18 protein-coding genes are annotated in these 20878 nt (G+C 66.4%); 11 read left to right on the top strand and 7 right to left on the bottom strand.

The window, feature by feature from the left end; all coding sequences use genetic code 11:
- Window positions 1-23: 23 nt before the first annotated feature.
- Window positions 24-812: a TatD family hydrolase gene (locus GN331_RS03025; protein ID WP_156640196.1), complete on the top strand. Its 789-nt coding sequence runs from the start codon at window positions 24-26 to the stop codon at window positions 810-812.
- Here the strand turns inward: GN331_RS03025 and GN331_RS03030 are convergent.
- Both GN331_RS03030 and GN331_RS03035 read right to left on the bottom strand, forming a co-directional pair.
- The gene (locus GN331_RS03030; RefSeq protein ID WP_331713344.1) at window positions 809-1615 is read right to left on the bottom strand and encodes an ABC transporter permease; all 807 of its coding nucleotides are present in this window, start codon (window positions 1613-1615) and stop codon (window positions 809-811) included. The two genes, GN331_RS03025 and GN331_RS03030, sit on opposite strands and share 4 nt — an antisense overlap.
- Window positions 1612-2562 (bottom strand): ABC transporter ATP-binding protein, encoded by a 951-nt coding sequence (locus GN331_RS03035; protein WP_156640198.1) that lies wholly within the window; start codon window positions 2560-2562, stop codon window positions 1612-1614. The genes GN331_RS03030 and GN331_RS03035 overlap by 4 nt, the downstream gene beginning before the upstream one ends.
- A 124-nt stretch (window positions 2563-2686) precedes the next feature.
- On the opposite strand from GN331_RS03035, the gene GN331_RS03040 reads away from it, so the two are divergent.
- The 4 genes from GN331_RS03040 to GN331_RS03055 all read left to right on the top strand — a co-directional run bounded on the left by GN331_RS03040 (window position 2687) and on the right by GN331_RS03055 (window position 7046).
- On the top strand, window positions 2687-3454 hold the full coding sequence (locus tag GN331_RS03040; protein ID WP_269448185.1) for a ferredoxin--NADP reductase: 768 nt from the start codon (window positions 2687-2689) through the stop codon (window positions 3452-3454).
- A 93-nt stretch (window positions 3455-3547) separates the two neighbouring features.
- Entirely contained in the window at window positions 3548-5116 is a 1569-nt protein-coding gene (locus GN331_RS03045) for an alpha/beta hydrolase (protein WP_231734317.1), read from the top strand.
- Entirely contained in the window at window positions 5116-5871 is a 756-nt protein-coding gene (locus GN331_RS03050; protein ID WP_156640200.1) for an ABC transporter ATP-binding protein, read from the top strand. Before GN331_RS03045 ends, GN331_RS03050 begins: the two co-directional genes overlap by 1 nt.
- Window positions 5868-7046, top strand: coding sequence for an ABC transporter permease (locus GN331_RS03055; RefSeq protein ID WP_156640202.1), 1179 nt, complete (start codon window positions 5868-5870; stop codon window positions 7044-7046). Before GN331_RS03050 ends, GN331_RS03055 begins: the two co-directional genes overlap by 4 nt.
- Window positions 7047-7145: 99 nt before the next feature.
- Here the strand turns inward: GN331_RS03055 and GN331_RS03060 are convergent, their stop codons facing one another.
- From GN331_RS03060 to rpmH, 5 genes are all read right to left on the bottom strand, one after another.
- Complete coding sequence (locus GN331_RS03060; protein WP_231734318.1) at window positions 7146-8162, bottom strand: energy transducer TonB; 1017 nt, start codon at window positions 8160-8162, stop codon at window positions 7146-7148.
- Between the two features lie 117 nt (window positions 8163-8279).
- Window positions 8280-9620, bottom strand: a complete 1341-nt coding sequence (mnmE, locus tag GN331_RS03065; protein ID WP_331713345.1) for a tRNA uridine-5-carboxymethylaminomethyl(34) synthesis GTPase MnmE — start codon at window positions 9618-9620, stop codon at window positions 8280-8282.
- Window positions 9617-11332 (bottom strand): membrane protein insertase YidC, encoded by a 1716-nt coding sequence (yidC, locus tag GN331_RS03070; protein ID WP_156640204.1) that lies wholly within the window; start codon window positions 11330-11332, stop codon window positions 9617-9619. Before yidC ends, mnmE begins: the two co-directional genes overlap by 4 nt.
- Window positions 11333-11387: 55 nt before the next feature.
- Window positions 11388-11795, bottom strand: coding sequence for a ribonuclease P protein component (gene rnpA, locus GN331_RS03075; protein ID WP_156640206.1), 408 nt, complete (start codon window positions 11793-11795; stop codon window positions 11388-11390).
- A gap of 80 nt (window positions 11796-11875) precedes the next feature.
- On the bottom strand, window positions 11876-12016 hold the full coding sequence (gene rpmH / locus GN331_RS03080) for a 50S ribosomal protein L34 (RefSeq protein WP_156640208.1): 141 nt from the start codon (window positions 12014-12016) through the stop codon (window positions 11876-11878).
- Window positions 12017-12232: 216 nt separating this feature from the next.
- Between rpmH and dnaA the strand changes: the two genes are divergently transcribed.
- From dnaA to GN331_RS03110, 6 genes are all read left to right on the top strand, one after another.
- Entirely contained in the window at window positions 12233-13552 is a 1320-nt protein-coding gene (gene dnaA / locus GN331_RS03085; protein ID WP_156640210.1) for a chromosomal replication initiator protein DnaA, read from the top strand.
- A gap of 226 nt (window positions 13553-13778) precedes the next feature.
- A complete protein-coding gene (gene dnaN, locus GN331_RS03090; RefSeq protein WP_156640212.1) occupies window positions 13779-14879 on the top strand; it encodes a DNA polymerase III subunit beta in 1101 nt (366 codons plus the stop codon).
- A 73-nt stretch (window positions 14880-14952) separates the two neighbouring features.
- Entirely contained in the window at window positions 14953-16047 is a 1095-nt protein-coding gene (gene recF / locus GN331_RS03095; protein WP_156640214.1) for a DNA replication/repair protein RecF, read from the top strand.
- Window positions 16048-16147: 100 nt separating this feature from the next.
- Window positions 16148-18613, top strand: coding sequence for a DNA topoisomerase (ATP-hydrolyzing) subunit B (gene gyrB / locus GN331_RS03100; protein ID WP_156640216.1), 2466 nt, complete (start codon window positions 16148-16150; stop codon window positions 18611-18613).
- Between the two features lie 160 nt (window positions 18614-18773).
- On the top strand, window positions 18774-19595 hold the full coding sequence (locus GN331_RS03105; RefSeq protein WP_156640218.1) for a M48 family metallopeptidase: 822 nt from the start codon (window positions 18774-18776) through the stop codon (window positions 19593-19595).
- 116 nt (window positions 19596-19711) lie between these two features.
- A complete protein-coding gene (locus GN331_RS03110) occupies window positions 19712-20842 on the top strand; it encodes a tetratricopeptide repeat protein (RefSeq protein WP_197426983.1) in 1131 nt (376 codons plus the stop codon).
- Window positions 20843-20878 lie beyond the last annotated feature (36 nt).

Below are 20878 nucleotides of genomic sequence, written 5' to 3' on the forward strand. Positions count from 1 at the left end.
GCCGGCCCGGTAAACTGCCGCCCATGCTCATCGACATCGGCGCCAACCTCACCCACGACAGCTTCGACCACGACCGCGACGCCGTGCTGCAACGCGCACGCGACGCCGGCATCGGCCGCATGATCGTCACCGGCGCGAGCCGCGCGCATTCGCCCATGGCGGCCGACCTGGCGCGCGCGCATCCGGGCGAGTTGTTCGCCACCGCCGGCGTGCATCCGCATCACGCGACCGAGTACACGGCCGAGTGCGATGCGGAAATGCGCGCGCTGCAGGCGTTGCCCGAAGTGGTGGCCGTCGGTGAGTGCGGGCTGGATTACTTCCGCGATTTCTCGCCGCGCCCGGCGCAACGGCGCGCGTTCGAAATGCAGCTGCAGATCGCCGCCGATACCGGCAAGCCGGTGTTCCTGCACCAGCGCGACGCGCATGCGGACTTCATGGCGATCATGAAGCAGTTCGACGGCAAGCTCGGACCGTCGGTGGTGCATTGCTTCACGGGCACGCGCGAGGAGTTGTTCGATTACCTCGACCAGGATTGGTACGTCGGCATCACCGGCTGGCTGTGCGACGAACGCCGCGGCCTGCACCTGCGCGAGTTGGTGAAGCACATTCCCGCGAACCGGCTGATGATCGAAACCGACGCGCCTTACCTGCTGCCGCGCACGGTGAAACCGCAGCCTTCGCATCGGCGCAACGAGCCGATGTACCTCGCGCACATCGTGGAGGAACTCGCGCGCGATCGCGGTGAAGCGGTGTCGGATGTCGCGGCTGCCACGACTGCGGCGGCGAACACGTTCTTCCGGTTGCCGGCCTAGCTCCGCAAGCCAACGCCGCGCTTGAGCAACAACAGCCCGATCGCCGCGAGCACGACCACGAAGCCGAGCATCAACGCGTAGGCCACCCACATCGACACGTCGCTGACGCCGAGCAGGCCGTAGCGGAATGCGTTGACCATGTAGAAGATCGGGTTGAGGTGCGTGGCCGTCTCGGCCCAGCCGGGCAGCAACTTCACCGAATAGAACACGCCGCCCAGGTACGTGAGCGGGGTGAGGATGAAGGTGGGCACGATCGCGATGTCGTCGAACTTCTTCGCATACACCGCGTTGACGAACCCGGCGAGCGAGAAGATCGTCGCGCCGAGCAGCACGGTCGTGAGCGTGATGAAGGGATGGTGCATGCGCACGGGCGTGAAGAACATCGAGATGCAGAGCACGATCACGCCGACCATCAAACCACGCAGCACCGCGCCGGCGACGTAGCCGCCGAGGATCACGTAGCCGGGCATCGGGCTGACGAGCAATTCTTCGACGTGGCGGCCGAACTTCGCGCCGAAGAACGACGAGGAGATGTTGCCGTAGCTGTTCTGGATCACGCTCATCATGACCAGGCCCGGCACGATGAAGTCCATGTACTTCAGGCCATCCATCGGGCCCACGCGCGAACCGATCAGGCCGCCGAAGATCAGGAAGTACAGCGTCATCGTGATCGCGGGCGGCACGAGGGTCTGCGCCCAGATGCGCAGGATGCGCGTGACTTCGCGGCGGACGATGGTGCCCAGCGCGACCCAGTTGCGGCGTGCGTTGGAAGCGACCTGCGGCGTGGCGACGGTCGTATTCACGGGGTGTCCTTCGACGTCATGCGCACGAACAGTTCTTCCAGGCGGTTGGATTTGGTGCGCATCGAACGCACGCGGATGCCGGCATCGTTCAGCGCGGCGAAGACGCGGTTGAGGTCCATCGCGCGCGGCATTTCGAGATCGATCGTGTGGTCGTCCACGCGTTCCAGCGAGGTGCCCTCGATCTGGGGCAGCCCGCCCGGCACGCTGCCTTCGATGTCGAGCAGGAAGCCTTCGACATCGAGCTTTGCGAGCAGCGCTTTCATCGGGCCCTGCTGGACGATCGTGCCCTTGTCGATGATCGCGAGATGGCGGCAGAGATTCTCGGCTTCTTCCAGGTAGTGCGTGGTGAGGATGATCGTCGTGCCCGAGGCGTTGATCTCGCGCAGCGTCTTCCACATGCCGCGGCGGATCTCGATGTCCACGCCCGCGGTGGGCTCGTCGAGGATCAGCAGGCGCGGGCGCACCATCATCGCGCGCGAAATCATCAGGCGGCGCTTCATGCCGCCCGACAGCGTGCGCGACATGACGTGCGCTTTCTCCCACAGGTGCGCGCGCTTGAGTTCTTCCTCGGCGCGCACCATCGCCTCTTCGCGCGGCACCCCGTAGAAGCCTGCGTAGTTGCACAGGATGTCGAAGGGTTTTTCGAAGAGGTTGAAGTTGATTTCCTGCGGCACCAGGCCGATCAGGCGCATCGCTTCGCTGCGGTTGCGCGCGATGTCGACGCCGAAGACCTCGACCTCGCCCCCGGTCTTGTTCACCAGCGAGCTGACGATGCCGATCAGCGTGGACTTGCCGGCGCCGTTGGGGCCGAGCAGGGCGAAGAAATCGCCCGGGCGCACGTCGAGCGACACGCCCTTGAGCGCCTGCACGCCGTTGTCGTAGGTCTTGCGAAGGTCGCGGACGCTGAGCGCGGGCGCGTTGGCTTGGAGCGTTGCGTCGGGGGACATCGTGAAGGCCGCGGGGAGCTTGGGGAAAGGGGGCCGAACCGCTGGAATCGCGGCGAAGCCGGTAGTATAGGCGGCCCCGTGTCGCGCCCGGCGCCACGGTCTGTTGCACAAAGAATCCCACGCCTTGGCCATCATCCACTTCCCGCTCAAGCTCACCGCGCGCCGCATGATCGCGCCCACGGTCGCGCACCTGTCCTTCGTCCGCGAGGACGGGCAGGCCCTGGATTTCATCCCGGGCCAGTTCCTCCAGGTGCACTTCCATTACGCCGACGGCACGGGGACCAAGCGCAGCTACTCGCTGGCCACGATCCACGATCACGCGATCGGCGCGGGCGAGACGGTGGAGATCGCGGTCAGCTACGTGGCGGGTGGTGCGGCGACGGCCTTGTTCGAAGGCCTGGACATCGGCGGCACGGTCGACGCCAGCGGCCCCTATGGTCGCTTCTGCCTGATGCCGGCCGACGCCAACCAGCGTTACCTGCTGATCGGCACGGGCACGGGCGTCACGCCGTATCGCGCGATGCTGCCGCAGCTGGAACAACTGATCGCGCAGCGCGGCATCCAGGTGGTGCTGCTGTTCGGCGCGCGCACGCCGGTGGAGCTGCTGTACGGCGACGAGTTCCGCGCCTTCGCCAACAAGCATCCTGACAACTTCCGCTTCGTGCCGTGCTTCTCGCGCGAGTTGCCGGCCGCCGGTTCGCCGCAGGCGCATGCCGACGTGCGCCACGGTTACGTGCAGCAGTTCCTGCAGGAATTCGCACCCGACGCGGCCAGCGACATCGCCTACCTGTGCGGCAACCCGAACATGGTCGATGCGTGCTTCGAGGCGCTGAAGACCGCCGGCCTGCCGGTGCCGCAGATCCGCCGCGAGAAGTACGTCAGCAGCAAGTAGCGCCGACCTTCACGGCGATCGCCGTCGGTCACGTTCCGCCCCGGGCGGCGTCCTGTCACCATGGATGCCCATCGACCGGAGGGAAACGCGCCGATGTCACGCAAGACCCGATTCATGATCGCGCTGGCCCTGGTGGCCGGCTTCTTCGGCTACCGCGCATGGCAACAGCGCGCGCCCGACAAGCACGACGGACCGCGCAAGCCGGTCGTCGCCGAACCCGCGCCCGAACGCAAGCTGGGTCGCATCGCCTTCAAGCCGTGCACGCTCTCGCCGCCGATGGGCGCGCAAAGCCTGGAAGCGCAGTGCGGCACGTTGTCGGTGCCGGAGAATCCCGCGGAACCGAAGGGCCGCCAGATCGCGCTCAACATCGCGTGGATTCCCGCCGACGAATCGGGCAACCACGATCCGGATCCGGTGTTCCTGATCGCCGGCGGCCCCGGTCAATCGGCGACGGAAAGTTTCGCCGGCCTGATCCCGTCGTTCCGCGACGTGCGGAAGGACCGCGACATGCTCCTCGTCGACCAGCGCGGCACGGGCAAGTCCAACCCGTTGCAGTGCAAGTTCGACGATGAAGACAAGGCATCGCCCGATGCGGTCGATGCGAGCGCGGCGGATGCCGACGAATCGCCGGAAGCCTCGCGCGCGATGGCGATCAAGTGCCGCGATCAACTCGCGCGCAAGGCCGACCTGCGCTTCTACACGACGACCGATGCGGTGCGCGATCTCGACGCGGTGCGTGAAGCGATTGGCGCGCAGAAAATCAACCTGATGGGCGTGTCCTACGGCACGCGCGTCGCGCAGCAATACGCGATGCGTCATCCGCAGCACACGCGCACGATCGTGCTCGACTCGGTCGCGCCGAACGCGATCCACCTGGGCAACGACTTCGCGCGCAATCTCGAATCCGCGCTCGACCTGCAATTCGGCCAGTGCGCGAAGACACCGGGTTGCACCAAGGCGCTCGGCGATCCGCGCGAGCGGCTCAATGCGCTGATGGTCAAGCTGCGCGCCGAATCGCCGCTGGTGAAGTATCGCGACGCGGCGACGGGCGAGATGAAGGAAGAGCGCCTGCGTCCTGCGCACGTCGCGGGCCTGGCGCGCATGTATGCGTACGCGCCGCTCGCCGCGTCCATCCTGCCGCTGCTGTTGAACGAAGCCGACCAGGGCCGTTACGAAAACCTGATGTCGCTGTCGAAGATGCTCGGCGGTTCGATGTCCGACATGATGGCTTACGGCATGCAGCTGTCGGTGGTGTGTTCCGAGGATGCGGCGGGCCTGCACGCCGATGCGTCGATGGGCGCCTCGCTGCTCGGCAACTCGCTCGTCGACCTGATGCAGGCGCAATGTGCGGTGTGGCCGCGCGGCGAGATGCCGAAGGATTTCCACACGCCCTTGTCGACCGACGTGCCCGCGCTGTTGTTGTCGGGCGAACTCGATCCGGTCACGCCGCCGTCCTACGCCGCGCAAGTGCTGAAGACCTTGCGCAACGGTCGTGCGCTCGTGTTGCGCGGCCAGGGCCACAACGTCATCGCGGTGGGCTGCATGCCGAAGTTGTGGGCGCAGTTCCTCGAAACGGCGGATGCGAAGAAGCTCGACGCCACGTGCCTGGACACGCTCGCGTACACGCCGCCGTTCACCACGTTCAATGGATGGGAGCCGTAATGATCGTCGCCGAACATCTCCGCAAGACCTTCCCCGGCAAGGGCAAGGACAAGGCGCCGGTCGTCGCCGTCGACGACGTGGGCTTCGAAGCGCGCGACGGTGAAATCACCGGCCTGCTCGGCCCCAACGGCGCGGGCAAGACCACGACGCTGCGCATGCTCTACACGCTGATGCGTCCGGAAAGCGGGCGCGTGCTGATCGATGGCGAGGATGTCGCCGCCGATGCCGAAGCGGCGCGACGCGCACTCGGTGTGTTGCCGGATGCGCGTGGCGTGTACAAGCGCCTCACCGCGCGCGAGAACATCCGTTACTTCGGCGAGTTGCACGGCCTGGATGCAGCGACGATCGAAGCGCGCACGCGCGCGTTGTCGACGGCGTTGCAGATGGACGATTTCCTCGATCGCCAGACCGAAGGCTTCTCGCAAGGCCAGCGCACAAAGACCGCGATCGCGCGGGCGCTCGTGCACGATCCGCGCAACGTCATCCTCGATGAGCCGACCAACGGGCTCGACGTCATGACCACGCGCGGGTTGCGCGACTTCCTGCGGCAACTGCGCGGCGAAGGACGCTGCGTGATTTTCTCGAGCCACATCATGCAGGAGGTCGCCGCGCTGTGCGATCGCGTCGTCGTGATCGCGCACGGGCGCGTCGTGGCGCAAGGCACGGCGGATGAACTGCGCGCGCAGACCAACGAGTCGAACCTGGAGGATGCCTTCGTGCGACTGATCGGATCGGAAGAGGGGCTGCACGCATGAAAGCGATGCATTCGATCCGCACCATCCTCGTGAAGGAACTGCGTGAGTTCGTACGCGACAAACGCACGTTGTTGCTCGCGCTGGTGCTCGGTCCGCTGATCACGCCGGCGATCATGCTCGGCATCCTGACGCTCGCCGAATCGCGCGCGAAGAGTCAGATCGAGAAGCCGCTCGATGTCCCGATGGTGGGCATGGAGCACGCGCCCAACCTGGTGAAGTGGCTCGCGGGCCAGGGCATCCGGCGCAAGGCGTTCGATGGCGATCTCGACACGGCGATCCGTTCGCAGGCCGAAGACGTGTATCTACGCATCGGCGATGACTTCGAGAAGGATTGGCACGAAGGCGCGCCGGCGCTGGTGGAAATCGTGCACGACAGCACGCGCCAGGATTCGGACATTCCCGTGCGTCGCATCGAAGCTGCGCTCACGTTGTACGGGCAGCAGGTCGGTGCGTTGCGTTTGCTTGCACGCGGCATGAATCCGAGTGTCGCGGCACCGCTCGCGGTCGCGCACAAGGATCTGTCGACGCCCGAAGCGCGGCGCGGCATGGTGATGGCGTTCTTGCCGTATCTGCTGATCCTCAGTGCGTTCATCGGTGGTGCGTACCTGATCATCGATGCGACCGCGGGCGAGCGCGAACGGCAGTCGCTCGAACCCTTGCTCGCCACGCCCGCGCATCGCGGTGCGGTGGTCACGGGCAAGATCCTCGCGGCGTGCCTGGTCGGCGGTGTTTCGTTGTTGCTGACGCTCATCGCGTTCAAGATCGGCGCGGCGTTCTCGCCGGGCATCGGACGCAACATGGATGTCAGCATGCCGGCGATTGCGAAGATGCTGCTGATCCTCGTGCCGATGTTGTTCGTCGGCACGTCGCTGCTGACGTTCATCGCGGCGGGCGCGAAATCCGTGAAGGAAGCGCAGAGCTACATGAGCGTGCTGATGCTGCTGCCGATGATCCCGACCATCGCGTTGATGGTGAGCCCGGTGAAGAATCAGTTGTGGATGTTCGCCGTGCCGTTCCTCGCGCAGAACCAGGCGCTGATGAAGGTGGTGCGCGGAGAGACGATGGAGCCGATGCAGTGGGTCGTGTATCTCGTCGCGGGCTTCGGCCTGGCGCTGGTGTTGTGGCTGGCGGCGACGCAGCGATACAAGCAGGAAAGACTTGCCATCTCCGCCTAACCCCACCCCGGCCCTCCCCTGCAGTTGCAGGGGAGGGAGCAAGGCAAAAAAAAGCCCGGCGATTGCCGGGCTTTTTTCTTTTGCAGCGATGGTTCGCGATCAGCCGCCGGGGCGGAAGTTGATCGTGCGCGTCGTGGTGACCGGCGCATCGATCGGCGCGAACTTCCACTTCTTCACCGCAGCCAGCGCTTCGCGATCGAAGACGCGCGGCGGGTTGGCGTCGACGACGCGCGCGGCGGTGACCGTGCCGTCGGTGCCGACGGTGATCTCCATGCGGACTTCGCCGCTCTGGTTGCGACGCGCGGCTTCGGCGGGGTAACGCGGAGCCGGCGTCGACAGCGCGCGCAGGCCACCGGCGGAGGCCGCGGCGGACGCGGTCTGCGTCGGAGCCTGTGCCGGTGCGCTGGCGGCGGCTGCCTTCTGCTGCGCTTCACGCGCGGCGGCGGCTTCGCGATCGGCGGCGGCCTTCTTCTCGGCTTCGGCTTGCGCGGCCTGCTGGGCGGCGAGCTGCTGGGCAGCCTGCTGCTGCGCGGCCTGCTGCTGGGCGAGGCGGGTCTTCTCGAGTTCGACCTGGCGCTTGGCGTCTTCCTCGGTCTTGACCTTGTCCTGCTCGGCGCGCGTGGCGACGGCCTGCTGCTGCTGGGCGATGGTCTGCTTCAGGCGCGGCAGGGCCGGCGCGGTGGCGTCGGTCTTTTCCATCAGCGCGTAGAGGCGCTGGGATTCGGCGAAGTCTTCGCGCTGGATGCTCTGCTCGGTCGCGATGAGCGCGTAGGGCATCAGGTCGGTCAGCGCGCTGGCCACCGCCGGATCGCTCGGGGCCTTGTCGCGCAGCGCGAGGTAGTACTCCATCGCGTTGTTGCCGGCCGGCGCGTACAGACGCTGTTCGCGGAGCGCGGCGCTGGCCGATTCACGCAGCTGGTCGGCGCTCATCGCGGCGACGGCTTCGGAAACGGCGACGACCGGCTTCGCGGCGGCGGCCGCGGTGGCGGTGGTGGCGGTGCCCGCGGTCGTGGGACCCTCGGACTTGTTGCAGGCGGCGAGGGCGACGCCCATCGCGACCAGCACGAAAAGATGCATCCGCGTCACGCGCGGCTGCGGCTTGGAACTTGCGTACATAACGGAACCACTCCCCTGGTTGTGCCCCCTGGCGGGCACGTGTGCTAAGGACGCGACAGAGGCGGGCTTTTGTCAAGGTCCCGTGACGGAAATCGCACGCTTAACAGGCCATCGGCCTCATTTGCCGATGCAGAAGCTGCTGAAGATGTGGCCGAGCAGGGCATCGGGCGCCACGCGCCCGGTGATCTCGCCGAGGGCGTCGTGGGCGGCGCGAAGGGATTCGGCGGCCAGGTCGAGGGCTTCGTGGGCGAGCTGGCCGCGGGCCGCGTCCACGTGGAGCGAGGCGCGGTCGAGGGCATCGACGTGGCGGGCGCGCGCGGTGAAGGTGCCTTCGGCGGCATCCGCGGCATCGGCGCCGGAGAGGTGGCGCAGGCGCGCGTGCAGCGCATCGAGGCCATGCCCCGTGCGGGCAGAGACCAGGACGGTGTCGTCGGCGTTGTCGATCGCGGTGTCGAGCAGGTCGGCCTTGTTGTGGATCCACAGGCGCTGCGGGACATCGGCGATCGCGTCGGCGACGGCGGCGCGGCCCGCGTCGGGGTCGCGCGCATCGAGGACGACGATAGCCAGGTCCGCGCGACGCAACTCCTCGCGCGCACGGCGCATGCCTTCGCGCTCGATCGCGTCGCCGCCTTCGCGCAGGCCCGCGGTGTCGACGAGGGTGAGTTCGGCGCCGTCGAGGCGGACGGTTTCATGCAACAGATCGCGCGTGGTGCCGGCGATGTCGGTGACGATCGCGCGGTCGCTGCCGGCCAGTGCGTTGAGCAGCGAACTCTTGCCGGCATTCGGCGGGCCGACGATCACCGCATGCAATCCATCGCGCAACTTGCGGCCGCGTTCGGCGTCGGTGAGCAGTTGCGCGATTTGCGCGGCGGCGCGTTCGAGGCCCGCGCGCACTTGTTCGCCGCCGAGCGTGTCGAGCGATTCGTCGGCGAAGTCGATCGCTGCTTCGACATGCACGCGCAGATGGAGCAGTTCGGTGGCGACGGCATCGACGCGTTCGGAGAACACGCCATCGAGTGCGCGGCGCGCGGCGCGTGCGGCGCGCGTGTCGGCGGCGGCGATCAGGTCGGCGACGGCTTCGGCTTGCGCGAGATCAAGCTTGCCGTTGAGAAACGCGCGTTCGGAGAATTCGCCGGGGCGTGCGTCGCGCGCACCAAGCGCACGGCACGCAGCAACGATGCTCTGCAGGACGACCGGGCTGCCGTGCGCCTGCAGTTCGACGACGTGTTCACCGGTGAAGCTCGCCGGCGCGGCGAAGTACAAGGCGATGCCGTCGTCGAGCAGTTCATCGTTCGCGCGGATGCGCACGTAATGCGCGTGGCGCGGCACGAGTGCGCAAGCACTCAAGGTTTCCGCGATCGCCCGGCTACGTGGGCCCGACAACCGCACCATCCCGACGCCACCGGCACCGGGCGCGGTGGCGATGGCGACGATGGTGTCGGTGTCGTCGGCGGTCACGCCTTCGCGGGTTCCGTTTCGCCGTAGCGCTTGAGCATCGACCACTGCTGGAGCAGGCCGAGCGCGCCGTTGGTGACCCAGTACAACACCAGGCCGGCGGGGAAGAAGATCATCGTCACGCCGATCACCAGCGGCATGAGCTGCATCATCTTCTGCTGCGTGGGTTCCATGCCGGCCATCGGCGTCAGGCGCTGGGTGGCCCACATGATCGCGACGTTGATGATCGGCAGGATGAAGTAGGGATCGCGCGCGGAGAGGTTGTCGATCCACAACGCCCACGGTGCGTGGCGCAGTTCGACCGACTCCGACAGCATCCAGTAGAGCGCGAGGAAGATCGGCATCTGGATCAGCAGCGGCAAGCAGCCCGCGGCCGGATTGACCTTCTCCTTCTTGTACAACTCCATCGTCGCCATCTGCAGCTTCTGGCGGTCGTCGCCGTAGCGTTCCTTCAGCTGCTGCATGCGCGGCTGCAGCTTGCGCATCTTCGCCATCGACTGGAATTGCTTCGCGGCGATCGGATACAGCAGCAAGCGGATCAGGATCACCAGGCCGATGATCGACCAGCCCCAGTTACCGACGACCGAGTGGATCGCCGAGAGCACGACGAACAGCCAGCCCGCGATCGTGGCCATGATCGAGAAGCGCGAGAAGTCCACCGCGCGCGTCAGGCCCGGCACGTTCTGCGCTTCGATCGCGGCCACGAGCTTGGGACCGACCCAAAGGCGCGCATTCGTCTCGGCCTTCTGGCCCGGCGCAACGTCGACGCGGGGGCCGAACGCACGCGCGACATAACGCGTGACGCCGCCATCCTGCGTGGTGCTGAGCGTGAACGTCGACTTGTCCTGTTCGCCCGGGATCCACGCGGCGAAGAAGTAATGCTGCAGCAGCGCGATCCAGCCGCCGGTCGCATCCTTGTCGAGCGTGCCGTCGTCGACGAAGTCGTCGTACTTGCGTCGCTCGTACTTGTCGTTCGGCGTGTACCAGGCGGCGCCGTGGAACGCGAACGCTTCGGGATTGGTGTAACCGGTCTTCTGCGGCGGCGGGTTGCGCACCAACTGGCGATAGACGTAGCCCTGCCAGTTCGCGCTGCCCTGGTTGACGACTTCGTCGCGCACGCCGATCGCGTAACCGCCGCGCGGGAACGTGTAGGTGCGGCGGATGGTCACGCCGTTCGCGCCGGTCCAGATGAAGGGGACCTCGACCGAGTCCTGCCCCGCGGCGAGCGTCACCTTGCGCGCGCCACCTTCGGGGAGGAAGTTGGCGAGATGGTCGGGCGCAGCGCCCGTGCTGCTGACCCAACCGCTCTGCGCTTCGTAGAAGCCGGCGGGCGTGGGATCGAAGAGCGCCACGTTGCCGGTGTCGTTGGACTTGGCTTCGTTCGGGAACTTCAACAGTTCGGCGTTGCGCACACTGCCGCCGTCCAGCGTGATGCGCAGCGTGTCGGTGGTGACGACGACGGCGTTGTCCGCCTGCGCGGTCTTCGTGGTCGACGAAGACGGCACGCCCGCCTGCACGGGCGCTGCGGGAACGCCGGCCGCGGCCGCCGTCGGCGCGCTCGGCACGGCACCGGGAACGGCGCCGTTGCTCGACGCGGTTTGCGTCGCCACCGGCGGCGCCTGGAGCGCGGCCGTCTTTTCCTTGTTCCACTCCATCCAGAGCAGCGTCGCCACCAGAAGCCAGGCGATGAGGAGGAAGACGCGGGTCTGATTCATTCGGAATGGCTCGGGCGGCAGGACGCGCGCGGCAACAAATGCAGCGCGCGAAAGATCAAGGGGATGGGGGCGGATCGCCCGGCAGGCAAGCGGCGGGCATTGTGCCGCCCACGGACGGAGGCGGCAACGCGCCCGCGCGGCGGAAGAGCGAAGTCATGGCGACGCGCAGGGCGTTCCCGTCGCTTTCACGCGCGGCGGCGCGCAACACCAGCACGTAATCGCCATCGGCGAGCAGGAGGCGAAGCGTGCGGAATTCAGCGCGAAGCACGCGCTTGATGCGGTTGCGACCGACGGCGCGCGGATCGACTTTGCGCGACACGGCAAGCCCCAGGCGTGCGGGCTTGTCGCCGCGCAGCCAGTGCAGGCTCATCAGGGGATCTGCGTTGCGTCGACCCTCGGCGAACACACGATCGAACTCGGCCCGCTGACGGACGCGGGCACTGCGGGGCAGGCCGGCATCCATGGGGTCGGTAATCGCGTGATCGGTTGTCGCGAGGTCTGGCGTTGCCGCCAAGTCCGGCACGGCCACGAAGGCCGCGCGGGTCAGACCGTCAGGCGACGACGGCCCTTGGCGCGACGACGGGCGAGGACCTTGCGGCCGTCGGCGGTCTTCATGCGGGCACGGAAGCCGTGGTCGCGCTTGCGCTTCAGGTTGCTGGGCTGGTAGGTGCGCTTGGTGGCCATGGTGCGGCTCGCGTGCGGTTTTTGCGGACAAGACCCGAAAGTCTAGCGGGCAGATGCCTGCTCGGTCAACTCAAACTGGTATTGCGAACAGGGGGTCCGGTTTCCGTTGGCGCATCCGGGTGCCGGTGGTAGTCTGCCTTTCTCCCACTTATCCACAGCATCTTGCGGGCTCGCCCCCGCTCGCGTGCTGGTTGTCGACGGACACCGCAAAGCACGATGGAAGCCTGGCCCCGCTGTCTCGAGCGCCTCGAAGCCGAATATCCGGCCGAAGACGTCCATACCTGGCTCAAGCCCTTGCAGGCCCGCCTCCACGACGATGGCCTGGTGCTCTACGCGCCCAACGCCTTCGTGATGGAAGAAGTGCGCGCGCGCTATCTGGAACGCATTCGCGAATTGGTGGCGCATTACGCCGGCAATGCAGACGTGAGCCTGGAAATCGGATCGATGCGTCGGGATCCGCCGCCGTCGTCCGCAAGCACCGCGCCCGTGCGCAGCGCGCCGGTCGAACCGTTCCAGGGCAACCTCGACACGCATTACACGTTCGACAATTTCGTCGAAGGCCGCAGTAACCAGCTGGGTCGCGCCGCTGCTTGGCAAGCCGCACTCAAGCCCGGTGATCGCGGGCACAACCCGTTGCTGCTTTATGGCAGCACGGGTCTGGGCAAGACGCACCTGATGTTCGCCGCCGGCAATGCGATGCGCGCGGCCAATCCCGCGATGCGGGTGATGTACCTGCGCAGCGAGCAGTTCTTCAGCGCGATGATGAAAGCGCTGCAGGACAAGGCGATGGATGCGTTCAAGCGACAGTTCCAGCAAGTCGACGCGCTGCTGATCGACGACATCCAGTTTTTCGCCGGCAAGGACCGCACGCAGGAGGAGTTCTTCCACACCTTCAACGCGCTGTTCGACGGCAAGCAGCAGATCATCCTGACGTGCGATCGCTATCCGCGCGAAGTCGAAGGCCTCGAGCCGCGGCTGAAATCGCGCCTGGCGTGGGGACTGTCGGTGGCCATCGAGCCGCCGGATTTCGAAACGCGCGCGCAGATCGTGCTGTCGAAGGCGCGCGAGCGCGGGGCCAACCTGCCCGAGGACGTCGCGTTCCTGATCGCCAAGAAGATGCGGTCGAACGTGCGCGACCTGGAGGGTGCGCTCAACACGCTTTCGGCGCGCGCCAACTTCACCGGCCGGGCGATCACGTCGGAGTTCGCGCAGGAGACGCTGCGCGATCTGTTGCGCGCGCAGCAGCAGGCGATCGGCATCCCCAACATCCAGAAGACCGTGGCAGACTACTACGGCCTGCAGATCAAGGATTTGTTGTCGAAACGGCGGACGCGTTCGCTGGCCCGCCCGCGCCAGGTGGCAATGGCGCTGGCCAAGGAGCTGACCGAACACAGCCTGCCCGAGATCGGCGACGCGTTCGCCGGTCGCGACCACACGACCGTGCTGCACGCCTGCCGCCAGATCAAGGGGCTGATGGAGACCGACGGCAAGCTGCGGGAAGACTGGGACAAGCTGATCCGCAAACTCAGTGAATGAATGCGGGGAAAGCTGTGGATAAGACCTCACCCCACCAGGGGGTGGAATATTTATCCACAAGTTGCCCCGGGGCCGCAGCCCGGTTTGTACACGCTTTGCTCATGTCGATAAACGTTTCAGAATCAACACGTTAAGCCCGCAATACCCAGATTTTCGCGACACCAAGCACCACCACTCTTTTGATTTATCCATCCTTCCAGAGCTTGGACCCGGGGAACCTGACCGCATGCGTTTCAGCCTGCAACGCGAAGTCTTCCTGAAGCCGTTGGCGCAAGTCGTCAATGTCGTAGAACGCCGGCAGACCCTCCCGGTTCTCGCCAACCTGCTGGTGCAGGTGCGCGCAGGGCAGCTCTCGCTGACCGGCACGGACCTGGAAGTGGAGATGGTCGCCCGCCATTCCGTCGACGACGCGCAGGACGGCGAGACCACGATCCCGGCCCGCAAGCTGTTCGAAATCGTGCGTGCCCTGCCCGACGGCAGCAAGGTCACCGTCTCGCAGTCGGGCGACAAGGTCACGGTCTCGGCCGGCCGCAGTCGCTTCACCTTGGCGAGCCTGCCGGCCAACGACTTCCCGTCGGTCGACGAGGTCGAAGCCACCGAGCGCGTTCGCGTGCCGGAAGCGGGCCTGAAGGAACTGATCGAGCGCACCGCGTTCGCGATGGCGCAGCAGGACGTGCGGTATTACCTCAACGGCTTGCTGTTCGATCTGCGCGACAAGACGCTGCGGTGCGTGGCCACCGACGGCCATCGCCTGGCACTGTGCGAAGCGCCGTTGGACGGCAGCGCGCAGGCCAAGCGCCAGATCATCGTGCCGCGCAAGGGCGTGCAGGAGCTGCAACGCTTGCTCGAAGGCGGCGATCGCGAGCTCGAGCTCGAAGTCGGCCGCAACCACATCCGCGTCAAGCGCGACGATGTGACCTTCACCAGCAAGCTCATCGACGGGCGTTTCCCGGATTACGAGGCCGTGATTCCGATCGGCGCCGACCGCGAGGTCAAGGTCGACCGCGAAGTCCTGCGCGCCGCCCTGCAGCGCGCGGCGATCCTGTCGAACGAGAAGTACCGCGGCGTTCGCGTCGAGGTGTCGCCGGGCCAGTTGCGCATCAACGCGCACAACCCGGAGCAGGAAGAGGCGCAGGAAGAGATCGAAGCCGATACCCGCGTGGACGGCCTGGCAATCGGCTTCAACGTGAACTACCTGCTGGACGCCCTCTCCGCCCTGCGCGACGAGCACGTCATCCTCCAACTGCGCGATGCCAATTCCTCCGCGCTCGTTCGCGAGGCCGGCAGCGAGAAGTGCCGCCACGTGGTGATGCCGCTCCGCCTGTGACCGATCGCCGGTTCCACGTGGAACGCATGGGAACGCCCGGCCTGGTCCGGGCGTTCTGCTTTGAGGTTGGCTGATGCGGATCACCCGGCTCGATATTTCGGGTTTGCGGCGGTTCGACGCCGTCTCGCTGGCGCCCGGCCCTTCGCTGAACCTGCTGACGGGCGATAACGGCGCCGGCAAGACCTCGGTTCTCGAAGCCATGCACCTGATGGCCTACGGACGCAGCTTCCGGGGTCGCGTACGCGATGGGCTGATTCGCCAGGATGTTCCGGCCCTCGAGATCTTCGTCGAATGGGAGGAAGCCGGCGGCCGCATCCGCAAGGCCGGCCTCCGGCACACGGGCGCGGTGTGGCAGGGCCGGCTGGATGGCGCCGACGTCACCCAGCTGGGCGAACTCTGCGCTGCGCTGGCCGTCGTCACCTTCGAACCCGGCAGCCACGACCTGGTGACCGGCGGGGCCGAAAACCGCCGCCGCTTGCTCGATTGGGGCCTGTTCCACGTGGAACCCGACTTCCTGCGCGTCTGGCGGCGCTATGCCCGGGCCCTGAAGCAGCGGAATGCCCTCCTCAAGGCCGGTGGCCGTACTGCAGAGCTTGATGGCTGGGAACACGAGCTGGCCGAAAGCGGCGAAGCCATCACCCGCAGTCGCGAAACCTACCTCGCCCAGTGGCAGCCGCGCCTCACAGCCGAAGCCGGGACGCTCGCTCCCGCGCTGGGCATCGAGCAGCTCACGCTCCAGCCCGGCTGGCGGCGCGACGAGCTGAATCTCTCCGACGCCCTGCTGCTCGCCCGCCAGCGCGACCTCGCCACGGGTTTCACCAGCGTCGGCCCCCATCGCGCCGACTGGCGCATCGGATTCACCGGCATCCCTGGTCGCGATGCCCTCTCCCGCGGCCAGGCGAAGCTCACCGCGCTCGCGCTGCTGCTCTCGCAAGCACGGCTCCACGCAGGCCTCGCCGGCGAGTGGCCCGTCATCGCGCTCGACGACCTCGCCTCCGAGCTCGATCGCGCCCACCGGGCCCGCGTGGTCGACGATCTGGTCGCCACCGGGGCGCAGGTCTTCGTGACCGGCACGGACGCCCCTGAGGCCCTGCTGGCGCACACAGGCAGCCTCGTGCACATCCACGTCGAAGAAGGCCGGCTCCGCCCTGAAGGGCAGGCACGCTGACGTCCATTCGACGGCCGGCCGCTGCGTGCGTTTGATACACTGCGTGCATCCATAGCTAATGTGTCTCGACGCGCAACGCGTCGCGGGAGCCTCGAGCCGAATGTCGCAGCAAGAAACCGCCGCGGGCGATCAGCCCACCGTCCAGAACAGCACCTACGACTCCAGCAAGATCACCGTCCTGCGCGGCCTCGAAGCCGTCCGCAAACGTCCCGGCATGTACATCGGCGACGTGCATGACGGCACCGGCCTGCACCACATGGTGTTCGAGGTCGTCGACAACTCGATCGACGAAGCACTTGCCGGCCACGCAACGGAAGTCAACGTCACGCTGCACGAAGACAACTCGGTGTCGGTGTCGGACAACGGCCGCGGCATCCCCGTCGACATCCACAAGGAAGAGGGCATTTCCGCCGCGGAAGTGATCCTCACCGTGCTACACGCGGGCGGCAAGTTCGACGACAACAGCTACAAGGTGTCGGGCGGCTTGCACGGCGTGGGCGTGTCGGTGGTCAACGCGCTGTCCGAGCATCTTTGGCTCGACATCTGGCGCGACGGTCACCACTACCAGCAGGAGTACTCGCTCGGCGAATCGCTGTATCCGCTGAAGCAACTCGAGGCCTCGCAGAAGCGCGGCACGTTGCTGCGCTTCAAGCCGGCGCGCGAGATCTTCACCGACGTCGAATTCCACTACGACATCCTGGCCAAGCGCCTGCGCGAACTGTCGTTCCTCAACTCCGGCGTGCGCATCACGCTGACCGACCTGCGCGTGCGCGAGGACGGCAGCGAAGGCAAGCGCGACGTGTTCGAGTACGAGGGCGGCATCCGCTCCTTCGTCGAGCACCTGGCGCAGCTCAAGACGCCGCTGCACCCGAACGTCATCTCCGTGTCGGGCGAAATGAACGGCATCACGGTGGATGTCGCCCTGCAATGGACCGACTCCTACCAGGAAACGATGTTCTGCTTCACCAACAACATTCCGCAGAAGGATGGCGGCACGCACCTGATCGGCTTCCGTGCCGCGCTGACGCGCACGCTGTCGAACTACATCGAACAGAACGGCATCGCCAAGCAGGCCAAGATCACGCTGTCGGGTGACGACATGCGCGAAGGCATGATCGCCGTGCTGTCGGTGAAGGTGCCGGATCCCAGCTTCTCGTCGCAGACGAAGGAAAAGCTGGTCTCTTCCGAAGTTCGCCCGGTCGTTGAGAACACGTTCGGTACACGTTTGGAGGAGTTCCTGCAGGAACACCCCAACGAGGCCCGCGCGATCGCGTCCAAGATCGTCGACGCCGCCCGCGCTCGCGAAGCCGCCCGCAAGGCCCGCGACCTCACGCGACGCAAGGGTGCGCTCGACATCGCCGGCCTGCCGGGCAAGCTGGCCGACTGCCAGGAAAAGGATCCGGCGAAGTCCGAACTGTTCATCGTCGAGGGTGACTCGGCGGGTGGCTCGGCGAAGCAGGGCCGCAACCGCAAGACGCAGGCGATCCTCCCGCTCAAGGGCAAGATCCTCAACGTGGAACGCGCGCGCTTCGACCGCATGCTCGGCAGCGCCGAAGTTGGCACGCTGATCACCGCGCTCGGCACCGGCATCGGCAAGGACGAATACAACCCGGACAAGCTGCGCTACCACCGCATCATCCTGATGACCGACGCCGACGTCGACGGCTCGCACATCCGCACGCTGCTGCTCACGTTCTTCTATCGGCAGATGCCGGAGTTGATCGAGCGCGGGCACATCTACATCGGCCTGCCGCCGCTGTACAAGATCAAGCAGGGCAAGAACGAGTTGTACCTGAAGGACGACGCCGCGCTCGACGTGTACCTGGCGAACAACGCCGTCGAAGGCGCATCGCTGGTGCCCGCCAACGGCGAGCCTGCGATCGAGAGCGTGCATCTCGAGAAACTCTTGCTCGCTTACGCCTCGGCGCGCGATGCGATCGCACGCAACGCGCATCGCTACGATCCGGCGTTGCTCGAAGCGTTGGTCGACTTCGTTCCGCTCGATGCCGCGCACGCCAACGAGGCGACCGCGCAGCAATTCGGCGCGCTCGAAAAACGCCTCAACCAGGGCGGCCTCGGCCGGCCGCGCTATCGCCTCGAATTGCACACGGCCACCGAATCGCGCCCCGCCGCGATCGCCGTGCATCGCATGCACATGGGCGAGGAGATCGTGCAGATCCTGCCGATCGCCGCGTTCGAAAGCGGCGAGCTGCGCGCGGTGCGCGAAGTCGCGCAACTGCTGCACGGCCTGGTGCGCGAAGGCGCGCAGATCGTCCGCGGCAATCGCGCGCAGCCGATCGCGCGCTTCGCCGAAGCGCACGCCTGGCTGATGGAAGAAGCGAAGAAGGGTCGCCAGATCCAGCGCTTCAAGGGCCTGGGCGAAATGAACCCCGAGCAGCTGTGGGAAACCACGGTCAATCCGGAAACGCGCCGCCTGCTCCAGGTGCGCATCGAGGATGCGGTCGCCGCCGACCAGATTTTCTCGACGCTCATGGGCGATGTCGTCGAACCGCGCCGCGAGTTCATCGAAGAAAACGCGCTCAAGGTCGCCAACCTCGACGTCTGACGCGCGCGATTTCGCGCAAATCGACCCTTCGGCGGGCCCAACGCCCGCCGAAGATGACCGCCGGGCGAACGCCGGGTGTGACGCAGTCGACGGTTTGACACCGAATTCAGGACGCCTGTCCTATACGGTTCGGGAACCTGAATTCGGAAAAACGCCACTCATGCTTCGACGCCTCCGCCCTGCCGCCCTGGCAATCGCCATCGCGGCCATCGCCGCCAGTTGCGCAACGACGACCTCGCCGACCGGCCGCACGCAGGTGGTGGGAGGCGTCTCGCAACAGGAACTCAACCAACTCGGCGCGCAAGCGTTCGCCGAAGTGAAACAACAGAAACGGCTGAGTACCGACGCACGGCAGACGCGCGAAGTGCAGTGCATCGTCGGCGCGATCACGCGCCAGTTGCCGCCGAATTGGCAGAGCGGTTGGGAAAGCGCGGTGTTCGTCGATCCCGAACCCAATGCTTTCGCACTGCCTGGCGGGAAGGTCGGTGTGTACAGCGGCATTTTCAAAGTCGCCAACACGCAGGACGAACTCGCGGGCGTCATCGCGCACGAAATCGGCCACGTGATTTCGCGCCACCACGAAGAGCGCATCACGCGCCAGATGGGCGCGCAAGGCGCAGTCGAACTCATCGGTGCGCTGCTCGGTTCGCGCTACGGCGCAGGCGCGCAAACCGCGGCAGTGCAGGGCGGTGGCGTGCTCGCGCAGACCGGTTTTCTGCTGCCGGGTTCGCGCGAACAGGAAACCGAAGCCGACGTCGTCGGCCAGCAATTGATGGCGCAGGCAGGCTTCGATCCGCGCGGCGCCGTGCAGTTGTGGACCAATATGATTCAAGCCACCAGCAGCAGCGGCCGTCCGCCGCAATGGCTCTCCACGCACCCCAATCCCGAAAGTCGCATCCGCGAACTCCAGCAGCGCGCCGTTTCACTCATCCCGGTTTACGAGCAGGCGCGCGCCGCCGGCCGGCGACCGGCCTGCGGGTGAACCGGCCGACAATCCGACATTGGCCCCTTGCTACACCTAACGACCTTTCTGCTAGCGTGAGCGCCCCCCGGGCACCCCGCCCAACGACCTCCCGATCTCATTCGAGGCTTCCCCCCATGAACGCGTCCCCCAAGCTCCGCCCGCTCGCCCTCGCGCTGTGCACCATCGTCGCCGTCGCGGCTGTCGCACCGGCCTTCGCGCAGCAGCAAGCCGGTTCCACGTCGATGCGCGAAGCGCGCGAAAAGCGTCAGAAGGAACTGGGCAAGCAAAAGGACTCGGACAAGGGCAAGGCCGCCGACGCCGCGCTGTGGCCCAACGCAACGCGCCAGGAGCCGGCAGAGGAAGCCAAGGGCAAGAACCTCAAGACGCTGCAGGAAATCCAGGGCCTCTACGAGAAGCAGGACTACGCCGGCGCGATGGCGAAGGCCGAAGCGTTCGCCGCCACGAGCGGGCTGAATTCCTACGAGAAGTCGTTCGCCTACCAGCTCGCCGGCGCATCGGCTTCGGAGCTGCAGGACGACGCGAAGTCGGCCGACTATTTCAAGAAGGCCGTCGACGCCAACGGCCTCGACAACAACAACCACTACACGGCGATGTACAACCTCGTCGTGACGTACTACTCGACGGGCAAGAACGAAGAAGCGCTCGCGCTGCTCGACAAGTTCCTCGCCGAGACCAAGTCCGACAAGCCCGAATACCAGCAGTTGCGCGCGCAGTTGCTCGCCAACACCGGCCGTGGCGGTGAAGCGGCGAAGACCTTCGAAGCGCAGCTGGCGAAGAACCCGAACGACAAGAAGGCGCTGCTGAACGCGGTATCGGCCTACCAGGCCTCCGGCGACGACGCGAAGGCGACCAAGCTGCTCGAGGACGGTTACAACAAGGGCATGCTCACCGAAGCGAAGGAACTGCAGGTGCTGTACGCGAACTACCTCAACGCCGAGCGTTTCAAAGATGCACAGAAGGTGATCGAGGACGGCGCGGCGAAGGGTATCCTCAAGGAAGGCCCGGACCTCGCCACGGCGTATTCGCTGCTGGGCCAGAACGCGTACTACAACGGCAGCGATGCCGACGCACTGAATTTCTACGGTAAGGCCGCCCCGATGGCGAAGGACGGCGAGGCGTACCTCAACCAGGCCAAGATCCTGCGCGCGCAGGGCAAGACCGCCGATGCCAAGGCGGCTGCCCAGAAGGCGTTGGACAAGGGCTTGAAGAAGCCCGAGGAAGCGAAGGAAATCCTCGCCGACTGACGTCATCACATACCGAGCCCGCGGCATTGGTGTACC

The sequence above is a fragment of the Noviluteimonas gilva genome (assembly GCF_009740395.1).
Lineage (GTDB): Bacteria > Pseudomonadota > Gammaproteobacteria > Xanthomonadales > Xanthomonadaceae > Noviluteimonas > Noviluteimonas gilva.